Genomic DNA, 26,021 nt, shown 5'->3' with positions numbered 1-26,021 from the left:
AAAAACCCGCCATCAGGCGGGTTTTTTATGTGTGCGATTCAGCCCTGACGTCGGCGGAACAACGGCAGGCGCTCGTCCACTGCTGCCTGGTAGCGCACGGAGAAGTCCTTCAGGCTCTGCAGCGCGTCTTCCGGGTCGCGATCGGCACGAATGGCAAACGCATCGAAGCCACAGCGGCGCATGTAGAACAGCTGATCGCGCAGCACATCGCCAATTGCGCGGATCTCGCCCTTGTAGCCATAGCGTTCGCGCAGCAGGCGGGCGCTGGAGTAGTGGCGCCCGTCGGTAAACTTGGGGAAGTTGAGCGCAATTACCTGGAAGTGTTCCAGATCGTCGGCGATCTCTTCGACTTCCTCGTTGGAATCCAGCCAGATGCCCAGGCCACCGTCACGCGCCTTGAGTGCGTGTGCGTGATCGATCCACAGGTGCAGCGGTACGATCACGTCATCGCAGTTGGACAGGCCGTCCAGCGTCTCTTCCTTGGGCAGCAGGTGCCAGGTTTCGTCGATGATCTGCTCGTTCTTAATGATTCGCTGCATACACTCGCTCCTTGAAGGGATCGATGCCGACGCGGCGGAAGGTGTCGATAAACTGTTCATCTTCGGTACGCAGCTCCACATAGACGCTGATGATCTTTTCGATCACATCCGGCACGACGTCCTGCGCGAAGGACGGGCCGAGAATCTGCCCCAGGCTGGAATCGCGGCCGGAGCTGCCGCCCAGCGAGACCTGATAGAACTCGGCGCCTTTCTTGTCGACGCCAAGAATGCCGATATGACCGATGTGGTGATGACCGCAGGCGTTCATGCAGCCGGAGATGTTCAAGTCCAGATCACCGATGTCGAACAGGTAATCCAGATCGTCGAAGCGGCGTTGAATGGCTTCGGCCACCGGGATCGACTTGGCGTTCGCCAGCGAGCAGAAATCGCCGCCGGGGCAGCAGATGATGTCGGTCAGTAGCCCGATGTTCGGTGTCGCTACGCCGAGTTCGCGCAGCTCGTGCCACAGCTCGAACAGACGGCTTTGCTCGACGTCCGCAAGAATAATGTTCTGCTCGTGGGAGTTGCGCACCTCGCCGAAACTGTAGCGGTCGGCCAGGTCGGCGATGGCGTCGAGCTGTTTGTCGGTGACGTCACCAGGCGTGTTGCCGGTGCTCTTCAGCGACAGTGTCACGGCGGCATAACCGGGCTTCTTGTGCGCGACCACGTTGCGCTGGCGCCAGCGAGCGAAGCCGGGGTGTTCGGCGTCCAGCTGCGCGAGGGCAGCACTCTGATCTTCCAGTTCTTTGTAGGCCGGATCGACGAAGAAGCGCCCGATGCGCTCGACTTCGGCATCGGTCAGGGTGCTCGGGCCATCTTTCAGGTGGGCCCACTCGGCCTCGACGCGCTCGGCGAAAACTTCCGGGGTCAGCGCCTTGACCAGAATCTTGATACGCGCCTTGAACTTGTTGTCACGACGACCGTAGCGGTTGTAGACCCGCACGATGGCTTCCAGGTAGCTGAGCAGATGCTGCCACGGCAGGAATTCACGGATGAAGCTGCCGACAATCGGCGTGCGGCCCAGGCCACCGCCAACCGAGACGCGGAAGCCTAGCTCGCCGGCGGCGTTGTGCACCGCTTCCAGCCCGATGTCATGCACCTCGATGGCGGCGCGGTCGCTGACGGCGCCGTTGACGGCAATCTTGAACTTGCGCGGCAGGTAGGCGAATTCCGGATGGAACGTCGACCATTGGCGAATGATTTCGCACCACGGGCGCGGGTCGATCAGTTCGTCGTGGGCAACGCCTGCGAACTGGTCGGTGGTGGTGTTGCGGATGCAGTTGCCGCTGGTCTGGATCGCATGCATCTGCACGGTCGCCAGCTCGGCGAGAATGTCTGGGACGTCTTCGAGTTCCGGCCAGTTGAATTGCACGTTGGTGCGCGTGCTTACATGCGCGTAGCCCTTGTCATAGCGGCGGGCGATATACGCCAGCTTGCGCAGCTGAGTGGAAGACAGCAGACCATAAGGAACGGCGATGCGCAGCATCGGGGCGAAGCGCTGGATATACAGGCCGTTCTGCAGGCGCAGCGGCAGGAATTCGTCACCGGCAAGCTCACCCGCGAGGAATCGGCGGGTCTGATCGCGGAACTGACGGACCCGGTCCTCGATGATGTGTTGGTCGTACTGATCGTAAACGTACATGAAGTGTCCTGTTTTCAGGCTGGCTACAGCTTGTCGCGCGCACGGCTGCGCACCCTACGAGGAAGGGCGGCAAGATACCAGCTCGTGGTTATACGCAAAAGTGATGTTTGGGAATATGTTTAGAACGAAACACGCGATTCTGGCGCTATCGGACCGTTGACCGGGAAGGGTGCCTAGCGATGATCTTTACTGGTCTCGTGACAGTGCTTTCGCTCATAGCCAATGGAGATGTTCCATGAATCATCGCGACAGTCTGGTAGATGCGGCCGCCATTCTCGCCCTGATCCTGCTCACAGTCGGCACGGCGATCTTCTGGCTCAGTTATCAGTAGCGCCGGGCTCACGCACCGGCGAGGTGGATCACCAGCCGGACCAGCGCAATGAGCACCAGCACGAAGATCATCGTGAAGCCGACGCCGAGCAGGATGAAATGGCCAGGCTTGCCCTGAGTGAAATCGCGGGCGCGGTTCTTGCCGCTCTGAACGCCTAGCGCGGCGGCGAATACGCTTTGCAGCATCTGGCGCAGGGTCATGGGTTTGTGCTGCGGTTCGTCGCTCATGTTGCAGACTCGTGCGGGGACTTTGTCTGGAGTCTAGTCGAGCGCGCACATGTTTCAGGTGGTCGACGGAGAAACCCAGACCGCAGGTCCGACCATTCATCAGACCTGCGGTCGCTCCGTTGTCAGTCGGCCTTGATCGAGATGGCTTTCTCGCCTGGCTGGGCGCCGGGCTTCTTCGGCAGCGTCAGCGACAGCACGCCCTTGCTGAAACGGGCGTCGATCTGCTCGCGGTCGACTCCGTCCGGCAGGGCGAAGCTGCGTTGGAAGCTGCCGAACGAGCGTTCGGAGAGGTGATAACCCTGCTTCTCTTCTTTACGCTCCTGGCGTTTTTCGCCCTTGATGACCAGCGTATCGCCGACCAGTTTTACCTCGATGTCGGCCTGATCCATGCCCGGCAGTTCGGCGGTAATTTCAAAGGCGTGGTCCTTCTCGACCACGTCCACCGCGGGCATACGGCTGAGCCCGCCTTGCCAGAATGGCGTGGTTTCCAGGCTGTGGCGGCTGGGCCGATGCCAGGAACGATCAAAATCATCGAACAGGCGATCAATCTGCCGACGCAGGCCTTCGAACGGGCGCCAGCTTTCCTGGCTGACTGGCGGCTGGGCGCTGGACTCCTTGGCGTCACTTGCTGCAGGTTTGTTCGACGTGTCTGTCATTTGTAACCTCCATTAAGCGTGTGGTTGCGTAAGGCCAAATCAGTTTGGTCTCTTCACCGGAGCAGCGTTTGATTCCCGTCAAGTCATATCAGATGTTCGCCTTGAACCAGTCCCACAGGCCGAACGAGTAGTTGGGCAGCAGGTCAATGCCCAGCGCCGACTTGACCAGGTAGAGAATCGCCAGTCCGAGCAGAGTACTGAACAGCAGGAAAAGTGTAGCTAGCGCAGCCTTGGCAGCCAGTGAAAGGTGTTGCTCAGTGCGTGAGTGGCCGCGTTTGTTGCGCCCGGCGAGCACAGCAAAGTAGTACTGCGCGCCCAGCAGGCGGAAGGTACCGCGCAGATCGACCTTGTGCTTGACCCAGGAGCGCGCGCCGAACACCTGGCGTAGCGCTTCGAGTTGCGCGTCCGTGAACGATTCGCGCAGCGTTTCCGGCAGGCGCTGCTTGAGCCCCTTTACGAACGGGTCGTCAGCCAGCGCCGCGTCGGTAAAGGGCGCGGGATAGCGAGCATGGTCAGTGTCGGAGGAGGTTTCGCGGGACGGCATGACAGTTTCCCCGTTCGATGAAAGGCTAAGCGTGACAGTTAGGCGCCGGCGGTCGCTTCGCAGGACGCTTGGACTCGCGCCAGGCTGGCTGTCAGCGAGGCGAAATCTGGGCGCTCGCGGCTTTCGTTGAGCAGGCATTGCTGACGCAGCTGGTCGACCTGAAGCAAGCGCTCGTCGCCGGCGTCCGTACAGCGCTGCAGCAGTTCTTCGAGCAGACAGCCGAAGGCGCGCGCCTCGATACGTTGCAACGCCTGGCCGGTGCGGCTGTCGGCGCCAAAGAATGATGCCGCGCCGAAATCGCTGAGCAGGCACTGGCCGTGCGGGTTGACTAGCAGGTTATGCGCATAGAGGTCGCCATGCAGGATGCCGCGCTCGTGCAGGTGCGCAACCGCCGAGGCGGCGCCGTGGCCGATGCGCAGTACCTGCTCGACGCTGAATCGGCTGTCGGCGGCGTAACAGTCACGTGTGCAGCTGGCCAGCGACGGCGGCCCGGCCAGCGGCTGGAATGCCGGCGCGATCAGCTCCATCAACAAGCCGGCCGGGCTGTCGGGTTGCTCCGCCAGCGGCCCGGCGACCTGGACCAGGTTCGGGTGCGCACCGGCCGCAAGGCAGGCCGCCATCTCGCTGTGTGGCAGGCCGTCGCTGGTCAGGCTGCCCTTGAACAGCTTGGCCGCCATCGGCCGGACGCCATGAGGCGTGTGCCAGCTGGCCCGATGGATGATGCCGGACGCGCCCTGACCCAGTACTTCATGCAGTGCGAGCTGTTCCCGTGCGACCGCGGGGCTGGGATGGGCGGCGAGGGCGCGGATCTCCTCGGCGTCGCTGAACGGGTTGCCGGCAAACGCCAGCCAGGCCAGCCGCGGCAAGTGCAGCAGCCAATCAGGCAGCGCTTCCAGACGGTTGGCGGCGATGCGCAGGAGTTCCAGACGGGTACAAGCCTGCAGCTGCTCGGACAGCGAGCGCAGCCGATTGCCGGCCAGCATCAGCTTCTGGAGTCGGCTGCAGGTACCGAGCTCGGCGGGAATTTCTGATAGCAGGTTGTCCGTCAGGATCAGCCAGCGCAACGGCGCCGGCAGTGCGTTGGCGGGCAGGTGGGTGATGCGGTTCGCCTTGAAGCCGACCATCTCCAGTTGCGCGCAGTCGCCCAGGCATTCCGGTACCTGGCTGAAGGCATTATCGGAGCAGAACAGGATGCGCAAACGATGCAGGCGCGACAGATCGGCCGGCAGCGCGCTCAGCTGGTTGCCCGAAAGATTGAGGACTTCCAGCGTGTCGGCCAGGCCGAAGATGGCCTCGGGAAACTCCCGCAGGTCGGCAGACAGGTCCAGGCGGGTGATGCCGGCCAGATCGCCGCGCTCGAGTTGTTCCAGGGTGTGCATGGTGGCGTCCTTGCGGGCTGGCGGTGTTTCGCTCGGTCCGAGCGGCTCTGGCTAGGACAGTGCGGGCTGTCGGGCGTTCAGCTCGTTCGCGTCGGACGCCGCGCCAGAGTCTGCTCTGCACGCGCGCGCAGTTGGCCGCAGCCGCCGTCGATGTCCTGGCCCGCCGAGTTGCGTACCTTGGTCAGCACGCCGCGGCTGTGCAGGTACCGCACGATCTGTACGATGCGCTCGCCGTCCGGGCGCTGGTAGGCATCGTCTTCCAGGCTGTTGTAGGGGATCAGGTTCATCACGGCGTACTTGCCCTTGAGCAGGCGCAGGATGCCGTCCATCTCGTCCTGATGGTCATTGATGCCCTTGAGCAGCGTCCACTGGTACTGGATGGGAAAGCCGGTTTGGCGCGCATAGGCTTCGCCGAGTTCGACCAGCTCCTCGGGATCGATGCGCGGCGCGCGCGGCAGCAGCGCCTGACGCAGCTCGGCATCGGTCGAGTGCAGCGACAGCGCAAGCGCGGGCTTGACCTGCTGCTGCGGCAGGCGCTCGAACACGCGCGGATCGCCAACGGTAGAGAACACTAGATTCTTGTGCCCGATGCCGCCATCGGTGCCGAGCAGATCGATGGCTTCGAGTACGTTGTCGAGGTTGTGTGCCGGCTCGCCCATGCCCATGAACACGACTTTCTTCACCGGGCGAAAGCGGCGGGCAAGGGCGACCTGGGCGACGATTTCAGCGCTACCCAGCTGGCGCAGCAGGCCGCTCTTGCCAGTCATGCAGAACAGGCAGCCCACCGCGCAACCGACCTGGCTGGATACACATAGGCCATCACGCGGCAGCAGCACGCTTTCCACCATCTGTCCGTCGGCCAGCTCCACCAGCAGGCGCGCCGAGCCATCGGCGGCGGGGTGTTCGGAGCGCAGGCGCGCCAGCTTGTCCAGCTCCATGGCCAATTGCGGCAGGGCTTCGCGCACGCTGAGCGGCAGGAAGTCCTCTGCCTGCTGCTGGCGACGGCCGATGGAAATGTCGCGGCCGAGTAGCCAGGCACGGGTCATCCGCCCGATGTGGCGGGGTTTGGCGCCGACGGCGGCGAACGACTGGTGGATATCGTGGATACGCATGGGGCGCGCATTCTAGCGGGCCGCTCGCAGAAAGGGCAGGCGCTTAGTCGGCGAAACGCCGGCTGCCGAAGGCAATGCTCAGCAGCATCAGCGCGAGCAGGCCGAAGGCGACGGCGAGCGAGCTGTAATGTGCGATCAGACCGATCAGCGCCGGACCGGCCAGCACCCCGGCGAAGCCCACCGTGGTCGCGGCGGTGACCGCCAGATGCACCGGCATCGCGTCCTGGCGGCTGAGCGAGGAAATCAGTACCGGTGAGACGTTGGCGCAGCCCAGTCCGCACAGCCCGTAGCCCACCAGCGCCAGCGCCCAGTGTTCGGCGAAGATGCTCAGCGCGATGCCCATGGCGGCGAGCACGCCGCCCAAGGCGATGGTTCGCGCGGTACCGAGGCTGTTGACGATCGGTGCGCCGGCGAAGCGGCCGATAGTCACCATCAGCGCGAAACTGGCGTAGCCCAGGCCGCCCTTGGCGGTCTCCAGGTGCTTGTCGGTGGTGAGGAACAGGGCGCTCCAGTCGAGCACGGCGCCCTCGGCCAGATAAACCACGAAGCACAGCAACCCGACCAGCAACACTTGCCCGCTGGGCCGCACGAAGGCACCGCCGCCAGCTGGTGCTCGGTCGGGCACGAAGCCACGCAGTACCGCGAGGTTCGCCGCCACGATCAGCACGATCATCAGCAAGCAGCCGGCTTCGGCGCTCAGGCCGAGCGAGAGCAGGGCGGTCAACGCCAGCGCGCCGCTGATAGAGCCAAGGCTGAACATGCCGTGAAAGTTGGACATCAGGCGCCGTCCCAGCGCGCCCTCGATCAGCAGCGACTGGATGTTGAGCACGATATCCAGCACGCCGAGGCTGCCGCCGAAGCAGAACAGTGCCAGCGCCAGCAGCCAGATCGAATCGACCAGCGCCATGCCGGCCAGCGCTAGGGCCAGCAGCGCGACGCAGCAGAGAATCACCGGCCGGATGCCCCAGCGCGCCACCAGCACGCCCGAAACAGGCATCCAGCTCAGCGAGCCGAGACCGATGCACAGCAGCAACAGGCCGAACAGCGCATCGCTCATCTCGATCCGTGCGCGCACGTAAGGCACCAGCGGCGCCCAGACGGACAGGCCGAAACCGGCCATGAAGAAGCCGCAGCGCGTGGCGTGCCGCACGAGCGGCGAGGTGAGATCGGCAGTGGTTGGCAGCGCGGACATGCGCGACGGTCCTTGGGTGAGGCGGTGAGCGGAGCGGGCGCCATGTAACGTCCGGTGCGAGGCGGCATGCTATCGTCTCGCTTTGCCGGCTGTAACCTGCGGGAGCCCCTCGATGAAGTTCATACACCAGCGCGAGCAACTCGATGAGGACGATATCGTCGTCATCCAGTGCTCGCAGACCTGCAATATCCGCCTGATGAACGATGCGAACTTTCGCAGCTTCAGGAACGGCGGACGCCATACCTATCATGGCGGCGCCTTCGACCGCTTTCCGGCGAAGATCGTGGTGCCGAGTTCGGGGTTCTGGAACATCACCATCGATACGGTGACCCGCAAGCCCATCAGCGTGACGCGCAAACCGAACCTTACCTATTCGATCAAGGTCATTCGACGGTCCGCCTCGCGCTAAGCGACCGCTATCGCGCAGGCAACGAATCCAGGAGTGATCCGTGAGCCAGCGACACCGCTTGTCTTTTCTCTCATCGCAAACCGAACGTACGACCGACGCGGGTGGCGTCGGCCGGGTTACCGCTGCGCATCTGGGCATGCTGCTGTGGGCGCTGTTTGTCGGTTTGTCGTTTCCCGCGGTGGGGCTGCTCAGCGAAGGGCTGCCGCCGTTGCTGCTGACGGCCATGCGTTTCGTCATCGCTGCGCTGGTGCTGGCGCCGCTGGCCTGGCGCCAGAGCGATGGGCGTCCGGGCCTCCGCACCTGGCTGCTTTATGCGCTGATGGGGCTGTGCCTGGCCGGCTTCTTCGGCACCATGTTCTGGGTCGCGCACCGGGTTACCGCGCTGTCGATGGCCACGCTGTTCGTCAGCGTCCCGTTGCTGGCGTATGGCCTGGGCCGCGGGCTTGGCGTCGAGCGCCCGGCCGGTCGCTTGCTCACCATTCTGGCGCTGGGTGCAACCGGCGCGCTGGGGCTGGCATGGGCGGAGAACGGTGGCAACTTCACGGGCTTGCAGCTGGGGCTGGGCGAGCTGGCGTTCTTCCTCGGCTGCATCGCCTCGGCGCTGTATCCGGTGCTCAGCAAATGGGGCCTGGCCCGTGGTGTGCTGCCGACGCAGGCAGGCCTGCGAACCTTCTGGAGCCTGCTGGCCGGCGCCGTACTCATTGCGTTGATGGGACTGGTCTGGGAGCAATCGGCAGCGTTGCTGCGCATGAATCCGCTAGACGTGCTGCTGGTGATCTATCTGGGTGTGTTCTCCAGCGCTATGACGTTTTTCCTGCAGCAACGCGCGACGAGCGTGCTCACGCCCGGCGCGGTGACGGCATACAGCTATTTGGTGCCATTCGTGTCGATGCTGCTGCTGTTCTACGACCAGCCCGCGCGCATCGGCTGGCACTGGTTGCCAGGCAGCCTGCTGGTCGTGCTGGCCATCGCCTTGCTGCTGCGACGCGAATGATTGCGCTCGACGTTATTCGTCTTCGCTGCTGGCTTGGACGGCGCCCAGGCATTTCAGGCGATGCGGGCCGAGCTGCCAGCTGTCGTCCTCGGCCTGGTATTCGGCTTCCATCACGCTGTTGTAGCTGAAGCGCCAGCGCTTGCGTTCGCGACCGTCGAGCGCCTCGATGCTGACCACGATGTCATCGCTGGCGAACGGTTGTCCGGCTTCGGCGGCGGCGTCCGCCTGGTCGAGCAGCGCCTCGTCGAGGGTGAAATCGAAGGCGTGCAGACCGTCGATTTCCAGCATGTCGGCGCTTTCGAGCTGATCGAGCAGGTAGGGGTTGTCGGTGTCACTCATGCGTCGTACCCCAGGTTTGGCATCAGCCAGCGTTCGCTGGTTTCCAGGCTCTGGCCTTTGCGCGCTGAGTAGCTTTCCACCTGATCCTTGTCGACCTTGCCGACGGCGAAGTACTGCGCTTCTGGATGGGCGAAGTACCAGCCGCTGACGGCTGCGGTGGGCAGCATGGCGTAGTGCTCGGTGAGCGTGACCTGGCTGATGCCGTCGGCATCGAGCAGCTGGAACAGCGTGCCTTTTTCGGTGTGATCCGGACAGGCCGGATAGCCGGGGGCAGGGCGGATGCCCTTGTACTGCTCGCGGATCAGGTCCTCGTTGCTCAGCTGCTCGTCCTTGGCGTAGCCCCAGTACTGCTTGCGCACCTGCTCGTGCAGCCATTCGGCGCAGGCTTCGGCGAGGCGGTCGGCGAGGGCTTTGACCATGATCGAGTTGTAGTCGTCGCCTTTGTCCTGGTAGGCCTTGGCCACTTCTTCGGCACCGATACCGGCGGTGCAGATGAAGCCGCCCACGTAGTCGGTCACGCCGCTGTCCTTCGGTGCGACGAAGTCGGCCAGCGAGAGGTTCGGTTTGGCATCGGGTTTGACGATCTGCTGGCGCAGGTGATGCAGGGTGGCGAGCTTCTCGCCAGCGTCGCCGTAGACTTCCAGATCGTCGTCCTGTACCTGGTTGGCCGGCCAGAAACCGAACACCGCGCGGGCACGAATCAACTTCTCGTCGATGAGCTTGTTGAGCATCGCCTGGGCATCGTTGAACAGTGAGGTAGCGGCTTCGCCGACGACTTCGTCCTCAAGGATGCGCGGGTACTTGCCGGCCAGGTCCCAGGCGACGAAGAACGGCGTCCAGTCGATGTAGTCGACCAGCGTGCGCAGGTCGATGTCTTCCAGCAGCTGGCGGCCAGTGAAGCTCGGCTTGACCGGGGTATACGCCGCCCAGTCGAACTGCGGCTTGTTCGCCAGCGCCTGCGCATAGCTCAGGCGCTCGGTGCGTGCGCTGCGGTTGGCGGTGCGCTCGCGGATCATGGCGTACTCTTCGCGGGTCTTCTCGGCGAAGGCTGGCTTGAGTTCCTTGGACAGCAGCGTGGTGGCGACGCCGACCGCGCGCGAGGCGTCGGTGACATAAACCACGGCGTCATTCTTGTAGTGCGGGTCGATCTTCACCGCGGTGTGCGCCTTGGAGGTGGTGGCGCCGCCGATCATCAGGGGCAGGCTGAAACCCTGGCGCTGCATCTCGCGGGCGACGTGGACCATCTCGTCGAGCGACGGGGTGATGAGGCCGGAGAGGCCGATGATGTCGCACTTCTCGGCGATGGCGGTCTGCAGGATCTTTTCCGCCGGCACCATCACGCCCATGTCGACCACATCATAGCCGTTGCAGCCGAGCACCACGCCGACGATGTTCTTGCCGATGTCGTGCACGTCGCCCTTCACGGTGGCCATGAGGATCTTGCCCTTGGCTTCCGGCTTGTCGCCTTTCTCCGCTTCGATGAAGGGGATCAGGTGCGCCACGGCCTGCTTCATCACCCGGGCGGACTTGACCACCTGCGGCAGGAACATCTTGCCGGCGCCGAACAGGTCGCCGACCACGTTCATGCCGGCCATCAGCGGACCTTCGATGACTTCGATCGGCCGTGCGCACTGCTGACGGCACTCCTCGGTGTCTTCGACGATGTAGGTGGTGATGCCCTTGACCAGCGCATGCTCCAGCCGCTTGCCCACCGGCAGGCTGCGCCATTCTTCGGTCTCGGCTTCCTTCACGGCGCCGCCGCCCTTGTATTGCTCGGCCAGTTCCAGCAGCGCCTCGGTGCCGTTGGCGCTGCGGTTGAGCACCACGTCCTCCACCGCGTCGCGCAGCTCTTTGGGAATCTCGTCGTAGATTTCCAGCTGGCCGGCGTTGACGATACCCATCGTCAGGCCCGCCTTGATCGCATGGAACAGGAACACCGAGTGGATCGCTTCGCGCACCGGGTTGTTGCCGCGGAAAGAGAACGACACGTTGGATACACCGCCCGAGGTCAGCGCGTAGGGCAGATGGTCGCGGATATAGGCGCAGGCCTCGATGAAGTCGACCGCGTAGTTGTTGTGCTCCTCGATGCCGGTGGCGATGGCGAAGATGTTGGGGTCGAAGATGATGTCTTCCGGCGGGAAGCCCACCTCATTGACCAGAATGTCGTAGCTGCGCTGGCAGATCTCGCGCTTGCGCGCGGCGGTATCGGCCTGGCCAGCTTCGTCGAAGGCCATCACCACCACAGCGGCGCCGTAGCGCTTGCACAGCCGGGCGTGGTGCTTGAACTGCTCGACGCCTTCCTTCATGGAAATCGAGTTGACGATGCCCTTGCCCTGGATGCACTTGAGACCGGCCTCGATCACTTCCCACTTGGAGGAGTCGATCATGATCGGCACCCGAGAGATGTCCGGCTCGCCGGCGATCAGGTTGAGGAAGCGCACCATCGCCGCCTTGGAGTCGAGCATGCCCTCGTCCATGTTGATGTCGATGACCTGGGCGCCGGCTTCCACCTGCTGCAGGGCGACCTCCAGTGCCTCGGTATAGTTCTCCTCGCGGATCAGCCGCGCGAACTTGGCCGAACCGGTGATGTTGGTGCGCTCGCCGACGTTGACAAACAGCGAACTGCGATCGATGGTGAACGGCTCCAGTCCGGACAGCCGGCAGGCCTTGGCAATTTCCGGAATGACGCGCGGCGGGTACTTGGCCACCGCCTCGGCAATCGCCTGGATATGTGCTGGTGTGGTGCCGCAGCAGCCGCCGATGATGTTCAAGAAACCCGAGGCGGCGAATTCTTCGACCACTTCGGCCATCTGCGCCGGGGTTTCGTCATATTCGCCGAAGGCGTTGGGCAGGCCGGCGTTGGGGTGGGCCGAAACGAAGGTGTCGGCCTTGGTCGCCAGTTCCTCAAGATAGGGACGCAGGTCCTTGGCGCCGAGCGCGCAGTTCAGGCCGACGGAGATCGGCTGGGCATGGCGCACCGAGTTCCAGAACGCCTCGGTGGTCTGCCCGGACAGGGTACGGCCGGATGCGTCGGTGATGGTGCCGGAGATCATGATCGGCAGCTCGACGCCCAGCTCCTCGAACACTCCCTGCACGGCGAAGATCGCCGCCTTGGCGTTCAGCGTGTCGAAGATGGTCTCGATGAGGATCAGGTCGGCGCCGCCCTCGATCAGGCCACGGGTGGCCTCGCTGTAGTTTTCCACCAGCTGGTCGAAGGTGACGTTGCGAAAGCCCGGGTCATTGACGTTCGGCGAAATGGAGCAGGTGCGACTGGTCGGGCCGAGTACGCCGGCGACGAAGCGCGGTTTGTCCGGGGTTTCCTGGGTCTTGGCATCGGCGACTTCACGGGCCAGACGGGCGCCTTCCACGTTCAGTTCATAGACCAGTTCTTCCATGCCGTAGTCGGCCTGGGACACCCGGGTGGCGTTGAATGTGTTGGTTTCCAGGATGTCGGCGCCGGCATCCAGGTAGGCCTTTTCGATGGCCTGGATCACATCCGGCCGGCTGAGAAGCAGCAGATCGTTGTTGCCCTTGACGTCCTGCGGCCAGTCGGCGAAGCGTTCGCCGCGGTAGTCGGCTTCATCCAGTTTGTAGCTCTGGATCATGGTGCCCATGCCGCCGTCGAGGATCAGGATGCGCTCCTTGAGTGCGTGCTGGAGTGCCTGGAGGCGGGTGTTGCGAGTGGACATGGGGACTACCTGAACGAGCGGGTGACAGAGGTGGGCAATCATAGCAAAGCTGCATGCTTTTTGATCACGTCGCCTTTTTCATGAAAATTATTCAGCTTGCCGTTTGGGTTAGCCCTCCAGCAGGCCGCTGTTTAGAATGCCGGCTCTTCTTCAGGTTGATTCGTCATGTTTGCTCGACTCCTGCTCGGCTTGCTGGTCGTTCTGTACGGTGCCGTGGCACAGGCGCAAGCGCCGTCCTATCAGCGTGACATTCAGCCGATCTTCACCGCCAAGTGCGTTGCCTGCCATGCCTGTTACGACTCGCCGTGCCAGCTGAACCTGGGCAGCGGCGATGGCGCGCAGCGCGGTTTCTCCAAACAGCCGGTCTACGATGGCACGCGAGTCAGGGCTCAGGAGACGACGCGGCTGTTTCTCGATGCACATGACGAAGCGGGTTGGCGGCGCAAGGGTTTCCATTCCGTACTCAGTGCGGCGGACGGCCAGGCCGCGTTGATGGCGCGCATGCTGGAGCTGGGGCGCAGTCAGCCGCTGGAGCCGAATGCCAAATTGCCGGCCGATCTGGATATCAGCATCGGCCGCAAGAACAGCTGTGCGCTGCCGGAGGAGTTTGCCGCCTACGCCGCCAAGAGCGCTCACGGCGGCATGCCATTCGCGGTGACTGGGCTGACGGATGGCGAGTACGCGACCCTGCAACGCTGGCTCGAACAGGGTGCCCCGGTAGAGCTAGCCAAACTGCAGCCGAGCGCGAGCGAGCAGCAGCAGATCCGCCAGTGGGAAGACCTGCTGAACGCCCCCAGCGCGCGGGAGCAGCTGGTCAGCCGCTGGCTTTACGAACACCTGTTCCTCGCCCATCTGTACTTCGAAGGAGAGGGTGAGGGCGGGCACTTCTATCAGCTGGTGCGCTCGCGCACCCCCAGCGGCGCGCCGGTCGATCCGATCGCCACGCGACGGCCCAACGGCGATCCGGGCACCGCGTTCTACTACCGCCTGTGGCCGATCAGTGATGTGATCGTGCACAAGACGCACATCACCTATCCGCTGAGCGAGACGCGGCTGGCGCGGGTTCGCCAGCTGTTCTTCGGCTCTGAGTGGCAGGCCGGGCCGGTACCGGGCTATGGCGCGGGGCATCGCGCCAATCCCTTCCTGACTTTCGCGGCGATTCCACCGCAGGCGCGCTACCAGTTCATGCTGGATAACGCCGAATATTTCGTGCGCACCTTCATCCGCGGCCCGGTGTGCCGCGGGCAGATCGCCACCGACGTGATTCGCGACAACTTCTGGGTGTTGTTCCAAGACCCGCAGCACGACCTCTATCTCACCGATGCCGACTACCGCGACAAGACCACGCCGCTGCTGGCAATGCCCGGGCAGTTCGACGAGCTTGGCGAGCTGCTGGGGTTCTGGAAGCGCTACCAGCCCAAGCGCAACCGCTACGAGAAGTTGCGCATGCAGGCTTATGCCGAGCAGCCGGCCGAATGGGCGCATATCTGGACGGGCAACGACAACGCGCTGCTGTCGATCTTCCGTCAGCATGACAGCGCCTCGGTGCGCAAAGGCCTGATCGGTGCGGTGCCGCAGACCCTGTGGTGGATGGACTATCCGCTGCTTGAGCGCACCTATTATCAGCTGGTGGTGAACTTCGACGTGTTCGGCAACGTGTCCCACCAAGGACAGACACGCTTGTACTTCGACCTGATTCGCAACGGTGCCGAGTTGAACTTCCTGCGCCTGCTGCCGGCGAAGTCGCGCCAGTCGATTCTCGACAGCTGGTACGAACAAGGCGGTCAACTGAAGCTGCTGCTGGCCTACACCTCGCTGGATACACAGACTCCATCGAAGCTCATGCTCGAGCCGGGCGATCCGAAGCAGACGCTGGCCCGCCAGTTACTGACACGCCTGGCACCGATCAATGCGGTACCCGATCCGCTCAATCGTTGCCTTGGCACACATTGCTATCGCGCCGACCAGCCGCTGCCGCTGCAGCAGGCCGAGCAAGCGCTCAGTCGCCTGAGCAACCGCATGGCCGCCGGCTTGCCAGTCGTCGGCCAGTTACCGGAGGCGACGTTGCTGCGCATTGAGTACGGCTCCGGCCAGCGCGAGCTGTACAGCCTGTTGCGCAACCGTGCGCACAGCAATGTCGCCTTCATGTTCGGCGAAGACTGGCGCTACCAGCCGCGTCGGGACACCCTGACGGTCTACCCGGGAATACTCAGCAGTTACCCGAACTTCCTGTTCAACCTCGATGCCCGCGAGGTGACGACATTCGTCGCGGCGCTGGAGCGGGTCCGCGACGGTGCCGATTTCGAGCGTATCGTCGAACGCTGGGGCATCCGCCGCAGCCACCCGCAGTTCTGGTTCTACTTCAACGACCTGTCGCGCTATCTGGAAGAAACCGATCCGCTGGAAGCGGGTGTGCTCGACATGAATCGTTATCAGAACCTGTAAAGCGGGTGGATGTACTTGACTAAATTACTAGGACTTTATCCGCGGCCCGCCTTGGCGTACACTGCGGCGCATATCTGCGAGGAGTTGCCATGAGCGCGATCACCATCACCGAAGCTGCACACGACTATCTGGCCGATCTGCTCGAAAAGCAGAACACCACCGGCATCGGCATTCGTATCTTCATCACCCAGCCGGGTACCCCTTATGCGGAAACCTGCATCGCCTACTGCAAGCCGGGCGAGGAAAAGCCGGACGACATCGCCCTGGCGCTGAAGAGCTTCACTGCCTGGATCGATGGCACCAGCGAACCGTTCCTGGAGGATGCGCTGGTCGACTACGCGACCGACCGCATGGGCGGGCAGCTGACCATCAAGGCGCCGAACGCCAAGGTGCCGATGGTCAACGAAGACAGCCCACTGAACGAGCGCATCAACTATTACCTGCAGACCGAAATCAACCCTGGGCTGGCCAGCCACGGTGGCCAGGTCACCCTGATCGATGTAGTCGACGAGGGCATTGCCGTGTTGCAGTTCGGCGGCGGTTGCCAGGGTTGCGGGCAGGCGGATGTCACCCTCAAGGAAGGCATCGAGAAGACGCTGCTGGCGCGCATCCCGGAACTCAAAGGTGTGCGCGACGTGACCGACCACAGCAATCGCGACAACGCCTACTACTGAGTTGCCCCTTCCCAACGCTGTGGCGCGGTATTCGCGTCACGGCTGTCGCTCGAAAGTGCCATTTTGTCGGATGATGCCAAATGGCCACCAACGCATCTCGCGGTTGATATAAGCTGGCGGCTTCCGATTCCATCGGCACGGAATGCTCGCGCGCATGCATACAACCTCCCTTTTGATCTGCGACGACTCCAACCTGGCGCGCAAGCAGCTTCTGCGTGCGCTGCCGGCAGGTTGGCCGGTTGCCGTGACGCAGGTTGAAACGGGCGGCGCGGCGCTGGAGCGTATTCGCCAGGGCGGCATCGACGTGCTGATACTCGACCTCACCATGCCTGGCATGGATGGCTATCAGGTACTTGCGGCCCTGCGGCGCGAGCAGCTGACGTGCAAGGCAATCGTGGTGTCGGCGGATGTTCAGGATGAAGCCGTGCGGCGGGTACTCGAGTTGGGGGCGCTGGCATTCATCCGCAAGCCGGCCGAACCGCTGCACCTCTATCAAACGCTGGCAAGCCTCGGTCTGCTGAACGAGCAGACGGCGCTGGCGACGCGTGCAGACGGTGAAACCATCGATTTTCGCGATGCCCTGCGCGAGGTCGTGAATATCGCGATGGGGCGCGCAGCGGCCTTGTTGGCGCGGGTGCTGGGTGTGTTCATCCAGTTGCCGATTCCCAACGTCAACCTTCTCGAAGTGAGCGAGCTGCATATGGCGCTGGCCGATGCCGCGCGTGGCGACAGACTCACCGCCGTCTGCCAGGGCTACATCGGCGGCGGCATCGCGGGCGAGGCGCTGCTGCTGTTCCACGATTCGGAAGTCGCCGACATGGCGCGTCTACTGCGTCGGCAGGACCATCACGAGATCGAGATGCTGCTGGACCTGTCGAGCCTGCTGATCAGCGCCTGCCTCAGCGGTATCGCCGACCAGATCGATGTCGCCTTCTCCCAGGGGCATCCGCAGGTGCTGGGCCAGCACGCGCCGATCGAGGAGCTGATTCGTCTGAATCGCTTGCGCTGGAAGCGCACCCTGGCGGTGGAAATCAGCTACAGCCTCGAAGGCCACGACATCCATTTCGATCTGCTGCTGCTGTTCACCGAGGATTCGCTCGACCTGCTGTCCCGAAAACTTGCCTACCTGATGAACTGATCATGTCCCAACCCAGCGAATTCCACTGGCTGCTGGCGGTTGTCCAGAGCATCGACGTCGGGGTCGTGGTACTCGATCGAGACTACTGCATCGAAGTCTGGAACACCTTCATGGAGAACCGCTCCGGCGTGCTGCCCGAAGCGGCTCGCCGGCAATCGTTCTTCACACTGTTCCCCGAGCTGGACGAGGAGTGGTTCCGGCGCAAGGTCGAGAGCGTGATGACCCTCGGCACGCCGTCGTTCACCATCTGGGAGCAGCGACCCTACCTGCTGCGCTTCAAGAATTACCAGCCGATCACCGGGCTGGAAGACTTCATGTATCAGAACACCACGCTGCTGCCGCTGCGGGGCACCAGCGGCGCCATTGAGCAGGTCTGTCTGATCATCTATGACGTGACCGACGTCGCGGTGAACCGTCGCCAGCTGCAGGCGGCCAATCGCGAGCTCCAGCGGCTGTCCAGTACCGACCGCCTGACCGGCTTGTACAACCGTGGTCACTGGGAGGAAATCCTGCGCCAGGACTATGCGCGCCACCGCCGCCACGAGAGCCAGTCCGCGCTGGTTATGTTCGATATCGATCACTTCAAGTCGATCAACGACACCTACGGCCATCAGGCCGGCGATGCTGTCATCCAGCAGGTCGCCGAGCTGATTCGCGAAACCATGCGCGACTGCGACGTGGCGGGTCGCTACGGCGGCGAGGAGTTCGTGGTGCTGTTGCGCGATACCGACAAGCAGGGCGCATTCACTTTCGCGGAGCGCCTGCGTCGGGTCGTCGAGGCGCACGAAGTGCAGCACGACGGTCGGCCGATCCGTTTCACCATCAGCCTGGGCATCGCCGATCTCAGCCAGCCCAGCACGGGACATGCGCAGCTGATCGAATGGGCGGACAGTGCGCTCTACGCTTCCAAGTCCGCCGGCCGCAACTGCGTCACGCTGCATGGGCACGCCGCACGCGACCAGTGATGGTCGATCCGGCTATTGCGCGTCGGCACGACTGCGCAGAAACGTCAGCAAGGCCACTTCCTGACGGCTCAGCCACTTGCGTTGACGTGCGCGCTTGAGGTCCGCCAGCTCGCCTTCGGTGAATGCCTGCAGAATCGCCGGGTGGATATAGCACTGGCGGCATACCGTCGGCGTGTTGCCCAGCTGGCTGGCGACCTGCTTCACCGTCTCGACCAGTTGCTGGCGCGCCTCGCTTTGGGTCTGCCATTGCCGGGTGCGTAGGTGCTCCAGCGCCAGCGCGCTGCCGGCCCAGGTGCGGTAGTCCTTGGCGGTGAAATCACGCCCGGTGAGATCGCGCAGGTACTGGTTGATGTCACCGGAGCCGACTGTGCGGCGCTGGCCATTATCGTCCAGGTACTGGAACAGCTGTTGTCCCGGCAACTCCAGGCAGCGCCGCAGCAGGCGCGCCAGCCGTCGATCACGCAGTGTCACCTGGTGCTCGACGCCGCTCTTGCCGCGAAAATGGAAGCGAATCGCCGTGCCGCGGATGTCGACGTGCCGGGTGCGCAGCGTGGCGAGGCCGTAGGAGCGGTTGTCGCGGGCGTAGCGCGGATTGCCGATGCGAATCAGCGTGGATTCGAGCAGCGTCACCACCAGTGCCATGACTTTCTCGCGTGGCATACCGCTGCGAGCCAGGTCTTGTTCCAGACATTTGCGTAACGTTGGCAGCGTTTCGCCGAATGCCAGCATGCGCTCGTACTTGTTGCTGTCGCGTATCTCGCGCCAGCGCGGATGGTAACGATACTGCTTGCGTCCGCGCGCATCCCGTCCGGTGGCCTGCAGGTGACCTTGCGGGTCGGCGCAGATCCAGACGTCGCGATAGGCGGGTGGAATGGCGAGGCTGTTGATGCGGCGAACTTGAGCCTCATCGGTGATGCGTTCGCCCTGCGCGGTGTAATAGACGAACTTGCCGCGCAATCGCCTGCGTCGGATGCCCGGCTGGCTGTCGTCGACGTAGTTCAGCTCCGCCGGCAGTGCGGGGCAGAGCGGCGTGCCGGTATCGCCCGATTCGTCTTCGGGCACTGGGCGGATGCCGGTTGCCTGCGGCGGTAACTTCGGACCCTCGGCGGGGTTGCGCATCGGCTTGTGGAGTCACTCGTCGCGTTCGGCGGTGTTGCGCATCAGCAGGCGGATCGCGGCCACTAGTTCATCGATGGCTTCCCGATAGATCGCCGGCTTGCCTTCGGTTTCGGCCTGATCGGCGTGTTTGCGTGCGGTATCGAGGTGGTCGTTGATAGCGGAGTAATCACCCAGCATGTCTGCGTCTCCTTTCGGTGGAGGCCGGCGTGATGTCGGCCCTGTTCAGACTGACCGCCGGTCAGCGGCGCGGTTCGGACCGTGTGTCAGTGCAGGCGTGGGTGGGTCAGCGCCTTGCACCAGCAGCGATGCCCGCAGCGCGGACAGTTCATCTCCTGCTGGCTTTCAAGTACCTGTGGAAAACCGCAGTGGCTGCACGCATACAGGTCGCTGGCCGGAGCCTGCCGGAACTCCGGGCGATGCTCCGGCGGCAGTACCGACAAACCCGGACGCACCTGATCCGGCGTATGGAAGAACAGGCTGACATCACCGTCGGTTTCGAGAATGCCCAGTCGGACCTGACCGAGGTGTTCCACGCCCTGCTGACGCAGCTCCATGAAGAACTCGTCGGCGGAGATGTCATGGCGATTCAGGCTGTGCAGTTCGTAGAGGCCATCGCGGATGATCGTCACCGGCTTGCCTTCAAGCCAGCTGCCGAAGCGCGGGCTGCGGGTCATCAGCAATACCGTGAAGCGATACAGCCCAAGCAGGGTGACGAACACGGCAATGATCGGCAGCAGCGGGACGTCTTCATAGAAGGACACATCTCCCGCAGCCGAACCGAGCGTCAGGATGATCACCAGTTCGAACACCGATAGCTGGCGGATGCCGCGCCGACCGCTGATCTTGAGGAAGGCGAACACGGCGGCGAAGGCGAACAGCGCGCGCATCGACACCTCGGCGATGAACAGCAGGGGGAAGTCATCGAGCAGGATGCGCTGCCAGTCGAAGGGCGTCATCGGTAGTTGTTCTCGTTATCTGCGAAGTTGCGTTCAGGCGGCCGCCACGTGGTAAACGAGCCGGATTCCGTCGCCGCTGCCGTCACCGACCACGGAGCCGACTATTGGCGCGTGGGTGACGTCGCGCCCCGGGTAGGCCTCCTGCAGGTGCTGCAGGGCAATCTTGCAGACATGTTCGAGCAGCCCGGTGAACTGGGTATCGCGCGGGATGATGAACTTCAGGGTGATTTCGTGAGCGCCCGGCCCTTGCGGCAGGCTGGCCAGACCGCAGCTGTGCCATTGGTCGTTGACGTAGGCGTGAGCACCTTTCATGGGGGGTCTCCTGTTTCGTCGATATCTCTACTGACCGTGAAACAGGTGAATGGGTCGATCGATGCGAAACAAACGCAGCGACCAGAAATGCAAAAGGCCCGGAGCAGAGCTGCCGGGCCTTCTGGAGACACGCACCGAATTTATTCAGGCATGTGCCAGGGCGAGAAGTGGATGCCGTCGCGGGTCATCTGCTCGCGGGACTGCTCCAGCGCTTCGCCCAACTTGACCGGATCGGTGTACACGCTGCTGGACATCTTGCAGCGGCCCAGCGGGCGGGCGAGGGTGCTGTCGACAACGGTGATGCTGACTTCGCCGTTACCTTCCGGCAGGGTCCAGGCTACGCACTGGAAGGGCTTGAATGCGCGATCGGTGATGAGGAGGGCGTCGTTGATGCGGAGCGGTGCGTTCATTGGGCATGTCTCTCTGTGTGCGATGGGTGGGCCATTCGAGCCTTGCAGCGTTGGCCTTACATGCAGTTGATGTACGCAGAGGACTTGCGAGTCACACTCGAATTCCGAGAGTTGAGACTTTTTTTGCAATTAGCCATAGGTATAACGCGCGAGTTTGGTTTCTGGCGCACTAATCAGGCGTGCTAAGAGCATGATTTAAAAGGAATTTGCTGTAAGGTGCAGGCGTTGCCCAGGCGACCGGCGGTCAGTCGGGCTGCGACAACTTGCCGCCAAATAAAAAACGGCAGGCCGATGCCTGCCGTGTGACTCGGCGCCCCGATGTAACCGGGGCGCTCAGTCGATCAGACGCGGAACTGGCGCAGCAGACTGTTCAGGCGCTCGGCCAGTTCACCGAGGTGCTTGCCAGCCTCGCGGGTCTGCTCGGCGGCGTCGGTGCTCTGTTGTGCCAGACCGGCCGCCTGGGTGACGTTCTGATTGATGTCTTCGACCACATGCGACTGCTGCAGCGTCGCGCTGGCGATGGAGGCATTGAGGCCGGACAGGTTGCGCAGCGCCTGGGCGATCTGCCCGAGGCTCTCGCCGGCCTGGCTGGCCTGCTCGACGGTGAGCTGCGATGCCCGGTTGCTCTCCATGATCACGTTTACCGCCGCGCCGGAGTTCTTCTGCAGGCGCTCGATCATGGTCTGGATTTCCGCCGTCGATTGCTGGGTGCGCTGCGCCAGCAGACGTACCTCGTCGGCGACCACGGCGAAGCCGCGGCCCTGTTCGCCGGCGCGGGCGGCCTCGATGGCGGCGTTGAGCGCGAGCAGGTTGGTCTGGTCGGCGATGGAACCGATCACTTCGAGCACGCTGCCGATCTTGGTGGTTTCATCGGCCAGCGACTGGATGACGCCCACGGCCTGGCTGATGGTCGCCGACAGCTGGTCGATCTGTTGCAGGCTGGCCTCGATGTTCTGCTGGCCCTGGCCGGCCTGGTTCTCCGCATCGCCAACTTCGCTGGCGGCATGCTCGGCGTTCTTCGCGACTTCCTGTACGGCGTAGGTGACTTCGTTGATCGCAGTGGCCACCAGCTCCATCTGCTGCAGTTGCTGCTGGCTTTGCTGGAAGGCATCCCCGGAGACGCTGCCGAGCGTCTGGGACGATTGCCCCAGCGACTGCGCCGTCTCCAGCAGCTGGCTGATCACGCTGCGCAGTTTGCCGGTGAAGCGGTTGAAGTCGCGGCCCAGGGTGGTCAGTTCATCGTTGCCGGAAACATCCAGATCGCGCGTGAGATCGGCCTCGCCGCTGGCGATGTTGGCCATCGCCGACATCGAGTTGCGCAGCGGGCGGGTGATGCTGCGGATCAGAATAGCCACCAGTACGGCCATGATCGCGGCGATGAACAGGCCGATGATGGAGAAACGCATCAGATAATTTTTGAACTCGGCCTCGACGTCATCGACGTAGATGCCCGAGCCGATGATCCAGCCCCAGGGCTGGAACAGCTGAACGTAGGAAATCTTCGGTACCGGGTCGGCTTCGCCCGGCTTGGCCCACATGTAGTCCACGGCACCGGCGCCGTCACGGCGGGCCACGGCGACCATTTCGTTGAACAGTGCCTTGCCGGTCGGGTCCTTGACCTGGGACAGATTCTGACCTTCGAGCTTGGGCTGCATCGGGTGCATGATCATGACCGGGCCGAGATCGTTGATCCAGAAGTAGTCCTGGCCGTCGTAGCGCAACGCGCGGATCTGCTTGATGGCCGCCTGCTGCGCCTCGGCGGTGGACATGGCACCGCTGGTTTCGAGCTGGCGGTAGTGATCGAAGATGCCGGCAGCAGTCTCGACCACATGACGGGTCATCTCCTGCTTGCCCTTGTACAGATCGCTACGCACCTGCTGGATCATCAGCATGCCGAGGATGAACAGCATGAGGATGGCGACCACCGGAATCAGCCACAGACGCTTGCTGATGGGAAACTTTCGCAGCAGATTCATTTTCGTAGAACTCCTGATGAGCCTTTTATCTTTATGCGCACCGGCATCGGTGCAATGTGCCGGACAGCTGAGTGATCGTCGCCCCTCTGCCTGTCCGGCCTCTCCCTGATAGCTTTTCGGCCGCGCGTGGCTAAAAATGAGCCCCCTCCCGTGACGCGGCGGAATTTACTTGGCCGCGACGAGTCAGAACAGCGGCCAGACGCCGTGCTGGCATATACCTTTGTTGTATTTTCAAGTGCGATGGTCTGCATCGCTGATGGGGAATAGATGGATCTTTGGATTGCCGTACAGGCATTGATTCTGGGAGTGGTTGAGGGCCTGACGGAGTTTCTGCCGGTATCCAGTACCGGGCACCAGATCATCGTCGCGGATCTGATCGGCTTCGGCGGCGAACGCGCGCTGGCCTTCAACATCATCATTCAGCTGGGCGCCATCCTGGCGGTAGTCTGGGAATATCGGCGCAAGATCATCGGCGTGGTGGTGGGGCTGCCGAAGGAGCGCGAAGCGCAGAGATTCACGCTGAATCTGCTGATTGCCTTCATGCCGGCAGTGGTGCTCGGCGTGTTGTTCGCCGACCTGATCCATCATTACCTGTTCAACCCGATCACGGTTGCCACCGCACTGGTGATCGGCGGCATCGTCATGCTGTGGGCGGAGAACCGCGACCATCGCATCGAAGCCGAAACGGTCGACGACATGCGCTGGACGCACGCGCTCAAGGTCGGTTTCGCCCAGTGTCTGGCGCTGGTGCCGGGCACGTCGCGCTCCGGCTCGACGATCATCGGTGGCCTGCTGTTCGGCCTCTCGCGCAAGGCCGCGACGGAGTTCTCCTTCTTCCTGGCGATGCCGACGATGGTGGGCGCGGCCGTGTACTCGGGCTACAAGTATCGCGACCTGTTCCAGCCCGGCGACTTCCCGGTGTTCGCCATCGGCTTCGTCACCTCGTTCCTCTTCGCGATGCTGGCAGTGCGGGCGTTGCTGAAGTTCATCGGCAACCACAGCTATGCGGCGTTTGCCTGGTATCGCATCGTGTTTGGCGTCGTGATCCTGGCGACCTGGCAGTTCGGCCTGATCGACTGGAGCACGGCGGTGGGCTAGGACGCTGAGCCCGGAAACGAAAAAGCCCCGCTTTCGCGGGGCTTTTTCATGGGGCTCGTCGATCGATCAGACCAGCACGCCCTGGCTGCGCAGATAGTCGTCGTAGCTGCCGCTGAAGTCGGTCACGCCGTTCTCCGACAGCTCGATGATGCGCGTGGCCAGCGAGCTGACGAACTCGCGGTCATGGCTGACGAAGATCAGCGTGCCCGGGTAGTTCTCCAGTGCCAGGTTGAGCGCCTCGATCGATTCCATGTCCAGGTGGTTGGTCGGTTCGTCCATCACCAATACGTTGGGTTTCTTCAGGATCAGCTTGCCGAACAGCATGCGGCCCTGTTCGCCCCCGGAAATCACCTTCACCGACTTCTTGATCTCGTCGTTGGAAAACAGCATGCGCCCGAGGGTGCCACGCACCAGCTGTTCGCCGCCCTGGGTCCACTGGCCCATCCAGTCGAACAGCGTGACGTCGTCCTCGAAGTCCTCAGCGTGGTCCTGGGCGAAGTAACCGACATCGGCGCTTTCGGTCCATTTCACTTCGCCGGACAGCGGCGGCATCTCGCCGACCAGCGTGCGCAGCAGGGTGGTCTTGCCGATGCCGTTGGGGCCGATGATGGCTACGCGCTCGCCGGCTTCAATCTGCAGGTTCAGGTTCTTGAACAGCGCAGTGCCGTCGTAACCCTGGCTGAGGCGTTCCAGCGTGACCGCCTGGCGATGCAGCTTCTTGTACTGCTCGAAGCGGATGAACGGGCTGACCCGGCTGGACGGCTTGACCTCTTCCAGCTGGATCTTGTCGATCAGCTTGGCGCGGCTGGTGGCCTGCTTGGCCTTGGAGGCGTTGGCCGAGAAGCGGCTGACGAAGGTCTGCAGCTCGGCGATCTGCGCCTTCTTCTTGGCGTTGTCCGACAGCAGGCGTTCGCGGGCCTGGGTCGCGGCGGTCATGTATTCGTCGTAGTTGCCGGGGAACAGGCGCAGCTCGCCGTAATCCAGGTCGGCCATGTGGGTGCAGACCGAGTTCAGGAAGTGACGGTCGTGGGAAATGATGATCATGGTGCTGTTTCGCGCCGTGAGCACCGATTCCAGCCAGCGGATGGTGTTGATGTCCAGGTGGTTGGTCGGCTCGTCCAGCAGCAGCACTTCCGGGTCGGAGAACAGCGCCTGGGCCAGCAGCACGCGCAGCTTCCAGCCCGGTGCCACGGCGCTCATCGGGCCGAAATGCTGATCGAGCGGGATGCCCAGGCCGAGCAGCAGCTCGCCAGCGCGGGATTCTGCGGTGTAGCCGTCGAACTCGGCGAACTGTACTTCCAGCTCGGCGACGGCCATGCCGTCGTCCTCGCTCATTTCCGGCAGGGCATAGATGCGGTCACGCTCGGCCTTGATCTGCCACAGCTCCTCGTGGCCCATGATCACGGTGTCGATCACGCTGAAGTCTTCGTAGGCGAACTGATCCTGGCGCAGCTTGCCCAGGCGCACGTTGGGTTCGAGCATCACCTGACCGGCCGACGGCTCCAGCTCGCCGCCGAGAATCTTCATGAAGGTCGACTTGCCGCAGCCGTTGGCGCCGATCAGGCCGTAGCGGTTGCCGCCGCCGAACTTGACGGAAACGTTTTCGAACAGCGGCTTGGCGCCGAACTGCATGGTGATGTTAGCGGTTGAAATCAAGAGGCTCTATCTCGCGGGTTTCAAAGGGTTACGTTGGGGCTTGTGGGCAGGTTTCGCGTGCCATTGCGGCTCGGCGCCGGCGTTATCGCTTCGGCGGGCAGCACTGAGTGCGGACTACATGCGCCGCATCGGGGTCTATCGTGAGGCGCGCATTGTACGGACGCCGGCCGCGAATACCCAGCGCTAGCCGCCAGGCGCGTCGTGAGTGCTCCGGTTTGA

The 26,021-nt window shown here is 63.2% G+C and carries 24 protein-coding genes; 7 read left to right on the top strand and 17 right to left on the bottom strand.

Features of this window, described 5'->3' with window-relative positions:
* Positions 1-38: 38 nt before the first annotated feature.
* The 8 genes from NAV27_RS11120 to NAV27_RS11085 form a co-directional block, all read right to left on the bottom strand.
* The gene (locus NAV27_RS11120) at positions 39-539 is read right to left on the bottom strand and encodes a DUF934 domain-containing protein (protein WP_003287890.1); all 501 of its coding nucleotides are present in this window, start codon (positions 537-539) and stop codon (positions 39-41) included.
* Positions 523-2,181, bottom strand: coding sequence for a nitrite/sulfite reductase (locus NAV27_RS11115; RefSeq protein WP_102828360.1), 1,659 nt, complete (start codon positions 2,179-2,181; stop codon positions 523-525). The genes NAV27_RS11120 and NAV27_RS11115 overlap by 17 nt, the downstream gene beginning before the upstream one ends.
* A gap of 339 nt (positions 2,182-2,520) precedes the next feature.
* On the bottom strand, positions 2,521-2,739 hold the full coding sequence (locus NAV27_RS11110) for a DUF2970 domain-containing protein (protein ID WP_102828361.1): 219 nt from the start codon (positions 2,737-2,739) through the stop codon (positions 2,521-2,523).
* 122 nt (positions 2,740-2,861) lie between these two features.
* Positions 2,862-3,395 carry an Hsp20/alpha crystallin family protein gene (locus NAV27_RS11105; RefSeq protein WP_102828362.1) on the bottom strand — a complete coding sequence of 178 codons (534 nt, stop codon included), beginning with the start codon at positions 3,393-3,395 and terminating at the stop codon, positions 2,862-2,864.
* 88 nt (positions 3,396-3,483) lie between these two features.
* Positions 3,484-3,939 (bottom strand): hypothetical protein, encoded by a 456-nt coding sequence (locus NAV27_RS11100; protein ID WP_008567856.1) that lies wholly within the window; start codon positions 3,937-3,939, stop codon positions 3,484-3,486.
* Between the two features lie 38 nt (positions 3,940-3,977).
* Positions 3,978-5,318: a leucine-rich repeat-containing protein kinase family protein gene (locus NAV27_RS11095; RefSeq protein WP_102828363.1), complete on the bottom strand. Its 1,341-nt coding sequence runs from the start codon at positions 5,316-5,318 to the stop codon at positions 3,978-3,980.
* A gap of 77 nt (positions 5,319-5,395) precedes the next feature.
* Positions 5,396-6,430, bottom strand: a complete 1,035-nt coding sequence (locus tag NAV27_RS11090; RefSeq protein WP_102828364.1) for an RNA methyltransferase — start codon at positions 6,428-6,430, stop codon at positions 5,396-5,398.
* A 43-nt stretch (positions 6,431-6,473) separates the two neighbouring features.
* The gene (locus NAV27_RS11085) at positions 6,474-7,622 is read right to left on the bottom strand and encodes an MFS transporter (RefSeq protein ID WP_102828365.1); all 1,149 of its coding nucleotides are present in this window, start codon (positions 7,620-7,622) and stop codon (positions 6,474-6,476) included.
* 112 nt (positions 7,623-7,734) lie between these two features.
* On the opposite strand from NAV27_RS11085, the gene NAV27_RS11080 reads away from it, so the two are divergent.
* Positions 7,735-8,031, top strand: coding sequence for a DUF1883 domain-containing protein (locus NAV27_RS11080; RefSeq protein WP_102828366.1), 297 nt, complete (start codon positions 7,735-7,737; stop codon positions 8,029-8,031).
* A 136-nt stretch (positions 8,032-8,167) separates the two neighbouring features.
* Complete coding sequence (locus NAV27_RS11075) at positions 8,168-9,025, top strand: DMT family transporter (protein WP_102828663.1); 858 nt, start codon at positions 8,168-8,170, stop codon at positions 9,023-9,025.
* 12 nt (positions 9,026-9,037) lie between these two features.
* Here the strand turns inward: NAV27_RS11075 and NAV27_RS11070 are convergent, their stop codons facing one another.
* Together NAV27_RS11070 and metH are read right to left on the bottom strand one after the other, a co-directional pair.
* Entirely contained in the window at positions 9,038-9,364 is a 327-nt protein-coding gene (locus NAV27_RS11070) for a DUF5629 family protein (protein WP_102828367.1), read from the bottom strand.
* Positions 9,361-13,053, bottom strand: coding sequence for a methionine synthase (gene metH, locus NAV27_RS11065; protein ID WP_102828368.1), 3,693 nt, complete (start codon positions 13,051-13,053; stop codon positions 9,361-9,363). The genes NAV27_RS11070 and metH overlap by 4 nt, the downstream gene beginning before the upstream one ends.
* Positions 13,054-13,218: 165 nt before the next feature.
* On the opposite strand from metH, the gene NAV27_RS11060 reads away from it, so the two are divergent.
* The 4 genes from NAV27_RS11060 to NAV27_RS11045 all read left to right on the top strand — a co-directional run bounded on the left by NAV27_RS11060 (position 13,219) and on the right by NAV27_RS11045 (position 18,275).
* Positions 13,219-15,498, top strand: coding sequence for a fatty acid cis/trans isomerase (locus tag NAV27_RS11060; protein WP_102828369.1), 2,280 nt, complete (start codon positions 13,219-13,221; stop codon positions 15,496-15,498).
* Between the two features lie 89 nt (positions 15,499-15,587).
* Positions 15,588-16,172, top strand: a complete 585-nt coding sequence (gene nfuA / locus NAV27_RS11055) for a Fe-S biogenesis protein NfuA (RefSeq protein ID WP_003287873.1) — start codon at positions 15,588-15,590, stop codon at positions 16,170-16,172.
* A gap of 154 nt (positions 16,173-16,326) precedes the next feature.
* A complete protein-coding gene (locus NAV27_RS11050; RefSeq protein ID WP_054093054.1) occupies positions 16,327-17,310 on the top strand; it encodes a response regulator in 984 nt (327 codons plus the stop codon).
* 2 nt (positions 17,311-17,312) lie between these two features.
* Entirely contained in the window at positions 17,313-18,275 is a 963-nt protein-coding gene (locus tag NAV27_RS11045) for a sensor domain-containing diguanylate cyclase (RefSeq protein ID WP_043295610.1), read from the top strand.
* A 12-nt stretch (positions 18,276-18,287) separates the two neighbouring features.
* On the opposite strand, the gene NAV27_RS11040 is transcribed toward NAV27_RS11045, so the two are convergent.
* The 6 genes from NAV27_RS11040 to NAV27_RS11015 form a co-directional block, all read right to left on the bottom strand.
* A complete protein-coding gene (locus NAV27_RS11040; protein WP_102828370.1) occupies positions 18,288-19,394 on the bottom strand; it encodes a DNA topoisomerase IB in 1,107 nt (368 codons plus the stop codon).
* A gap of 12 nt (positions 19,395-19,406) precedes the next feature.
* Complete coding sequence (locus tag NAV27_RS11035; protein ID WP_008567843.1) at positions 19,407-19,571, bottom strand: hypothetical protein; 165 nt, start codon at positions 19,569-19,571, stop codon at positions 19,407-19,409.
* A gap of 86 nt (positions 19,572-19,657) precedes the next feature.
* Positions 19,658-20,350 (bottom strand): DUF421 domain-containing protein, encoded by a 693-nt coding sequence (locus NAV27_RS11030; protein ID WP_043295607.1) that lies wholly within the window; start codon positions 20,348-20,350, stop codon positions 19,658-19,660.
* A gap of 33 nt (positions 20,351-20,383) precedes the next feature.
* Entirely contained in the window at positions 20,384-20,662 is a 279-nt protein-coding gene (locus NAV27_RS11025; protein ID WP_043295605.1) for a hypothetical protein, read from the bottom strand.
* A gap of 140 nt (positions 20,663-20,802) precedes the next feature.
* Positions 20,803-21,072: a hypothetical protein gene (locus tag NAV27_RS11020; protein ID WP_102828371.1), complete on the bottom strand. Its 270-nt coding sequence runs from the start codon at positions 21,070-21,072 to the stop codon at positions 20,803-20,805.
* 341 nt (positions 21,073-21,413) lie between these two features.
* Positions 21,414-23,048, bottom strand: a complete 1,635-nt coding sequence (locus tag NAV27_RS11015; RefSeq protein ID WP_102828372.1) for a methyl-accepting chemotaxis protein — start codon at positions 23,046-23,048, stop codon at positions 21,414-21,416.
* A 267-nt stretch (positions 23,049-23,315) separates the two neighbouring features.
* Between NAV27_RS11015 and NAV27_RS11010 the strand changes: the two genes are divergently transcribed.
* The gene (locus tag NAV27_RS11010) at positions 23,316-24,146 is read left to right on the top strand and encodes an undecaprenyl-diphosphate phosphatase (protein ID WP_102828373.1); all 831 of its coding nucleotides are present in this window, start codon (positions 23,316-23,318) and stop codon (positions 24,144-24,146) included.
* Between the two features lie 66 nt (positions 24,147-24,212).
* Here NAV27_RS11010 and NAV27_RS11005 read toward each other — a convergent pair whose 3' ends face one another.
* Positions 24,213-25,802: an ABC-F family ATPase gene (locus NAV27_RS11005; protein WP_008567836.1), complete on the bottom strand. Its 1,590-nt coding sequence runs from the start codon at positions 25,800-25,802 to the stop codon at positions 24,213-24,215.
* Positions 25,803-26,021: the final 219 nt, after the last annotated feature.

Source organism: Stutzerimonas degradans (assembly GCF_024448505.1).
Lineage (GTDB): Bacteria > Pseudomonadota > Gammaproteobacteria > Pseudomonadales > Pseudomonadaceae > Stutzerimonas > Stutzerimonas degradans.
This window is presented reverse-complemented; position numbering and strand designations above follow the sequence as displayed.

Bases quoted from the DNA above. Each gene is read 5' to 3' on its own strand.
- NAV27_RS11120 (WP_003287890.1), bottom strand. From the start codon at position 539: ATGCAGCGAATCATTAAGAACGAGCAGATCATCGACGAAACCTGGCAC.
- NAV27_RS11115 (WP_102828360.1), bottom strand. From the start codon at position 2,181: ATGTACGTTTACGATCAGTACGACCAACACATCATCGAGGACCGGGTC.
- NAV27_RS11110 (WP_102828361.1), bottom strand. From the start codon at position 2,739: ATGAGCGACGAACCGCAGCACAAACCCATGACCCTGCGCCAGATGCTG.
- NAV27_RS11105 (WP_102828362.1), bottom strand. From the start codon at position 3,395: ATGACAGACACGTCGAACAAACCTGCAGCAAGTGACGCCAAGGAGTCC.
- NAV27_RS11100 (WP_008567856.1), bottom strand. From the start codon at position 3,939: ATGCCGTCCCGCGAAACCTCCTCCGACACTGACCATGCTCGCTATCCC.
- NAV27_RS11095 (WP_102828363.1), bottom strand. From the start codon at position 5,318: ATGCACACCCTGGAACAACTCGAGCGCGGCGATCTGGCCGGCATCACC.
- NAV27_RS11090 (WP_102828364.1), bottom strand. From the start codon at position 6,430: ATGCGTATCCACGATATCCACCAGTCGTTCGCCGCCGTCGGCGCCAAA.
- NAV27_RS11085 (WP_102828365.1), bottom strand. From the start codon at position 7,622: ATGTCCGCGCTGCCAACCACTGCCGATCTCACCTCGCCGCTCGTGCGG.
- NAV27_RS11080 (WP_102828366.1), top strand. From the start codon at position 7,735: ATGAAGTTCATACACCAGCGCGAGCAACTCGATGAGGACGATATCGTC.
- NAV27_RS11075 (WP_102828663.1), top strand. From the start codon at position 8,168: ATGCTGCTGTGGGCGCTGTTTGTCGGTTTGTCGTTTCCCGCGGTGGGG.
- NAV27_RS11070 (WP_102828367.1), bottom strand. From the start codon at position 9,364: ATGAGTGACACCGACAACCCCTACCTGCTCGATCAGCTCGAAAGCGCC.
- metH (WP_102828368.1), bottom strand. From the start codon at position 13,053: ATGTCCACTCGCAACACCCGCCTCCAGGCACTCCAGCACGCACTCAAG.
- NAV27_RS11060 (WP_102828369.1), top strand. From the start codon at position 13,219: ATGTTTGCTCGACTCCTGCTCGGCTTGCTGGTCGTTCTGTACGGTGCC.
- nfuA (WP_003287873.1), top strand. From the start codon at position 15,588: ATGAGCGCGATCACCATCACCGAAGCTGCACACGACTATCTGGCCGAT.
- NAV27_RS11050 (WP_054093054.1), top strand. From the start codon at position 16,327: ATGCATACAACCTCCCTTTTGATCTGCGACGACTCCAACCTGGCGCGC.
- NAV27_RS11045 (WP_043295610.1), top strand. From the start codon at position 17,313: ATGTCCCAACCCAGCGAATTCCACTGGCTGCTGGCGGTTGTCCAGAGC.
- NAV27_RS11040 (WP_102828370.1), bottom strand. From the start codon at position 19,394: ATGCGCAACCCCGCCGAGGGTCCGAAGTTACCGCCGCAGGCAACCGGC.
- NAV27_RS11035 (WP_008567843.1), bottom strand. From the start codon at position 19,571: ATGCTGGGTGATTACTCCGCTATCAACGACCACCTCGATACCGCACGC.
- NAV27_RS11030 (WP_043295607.1), bottom strand. From the start codon at position 20,350: ATGACGCCCTTCGACTGGCAGCGCATCCTGCTCGATGACTTCCCCCTG.
- NAV27_RS11025 (WP_043295605.1), bottom strand. From the start codon at position 20,662: ATGAAAGGTGCTCACGCCTACGTCAACGACCAATGGCACAGCTGCGGT.
- NAV27_RS11020 (WP_102828371.1), bottom strand. From the start codon at position 21,072: ATGAACGCACCGCTCCGCATCAACGACGCCCTCCTCATCACCGATCGC.
- NAV27_RS11015 (WP_102828372.1), bottom strand. From the start codon at position 23,048: ATGAATCTGCTGCGAAAGTTTCCCATCAGCAAGCGTCTGTGGCTGATT.
- NAV27_RS11010 (WP_102828373.1), top strand. From the start codon at position 23,316: ATGGATCTTTGGATTGCCGTACAGGCATTGATTCTGGGAGTGGTTGAG.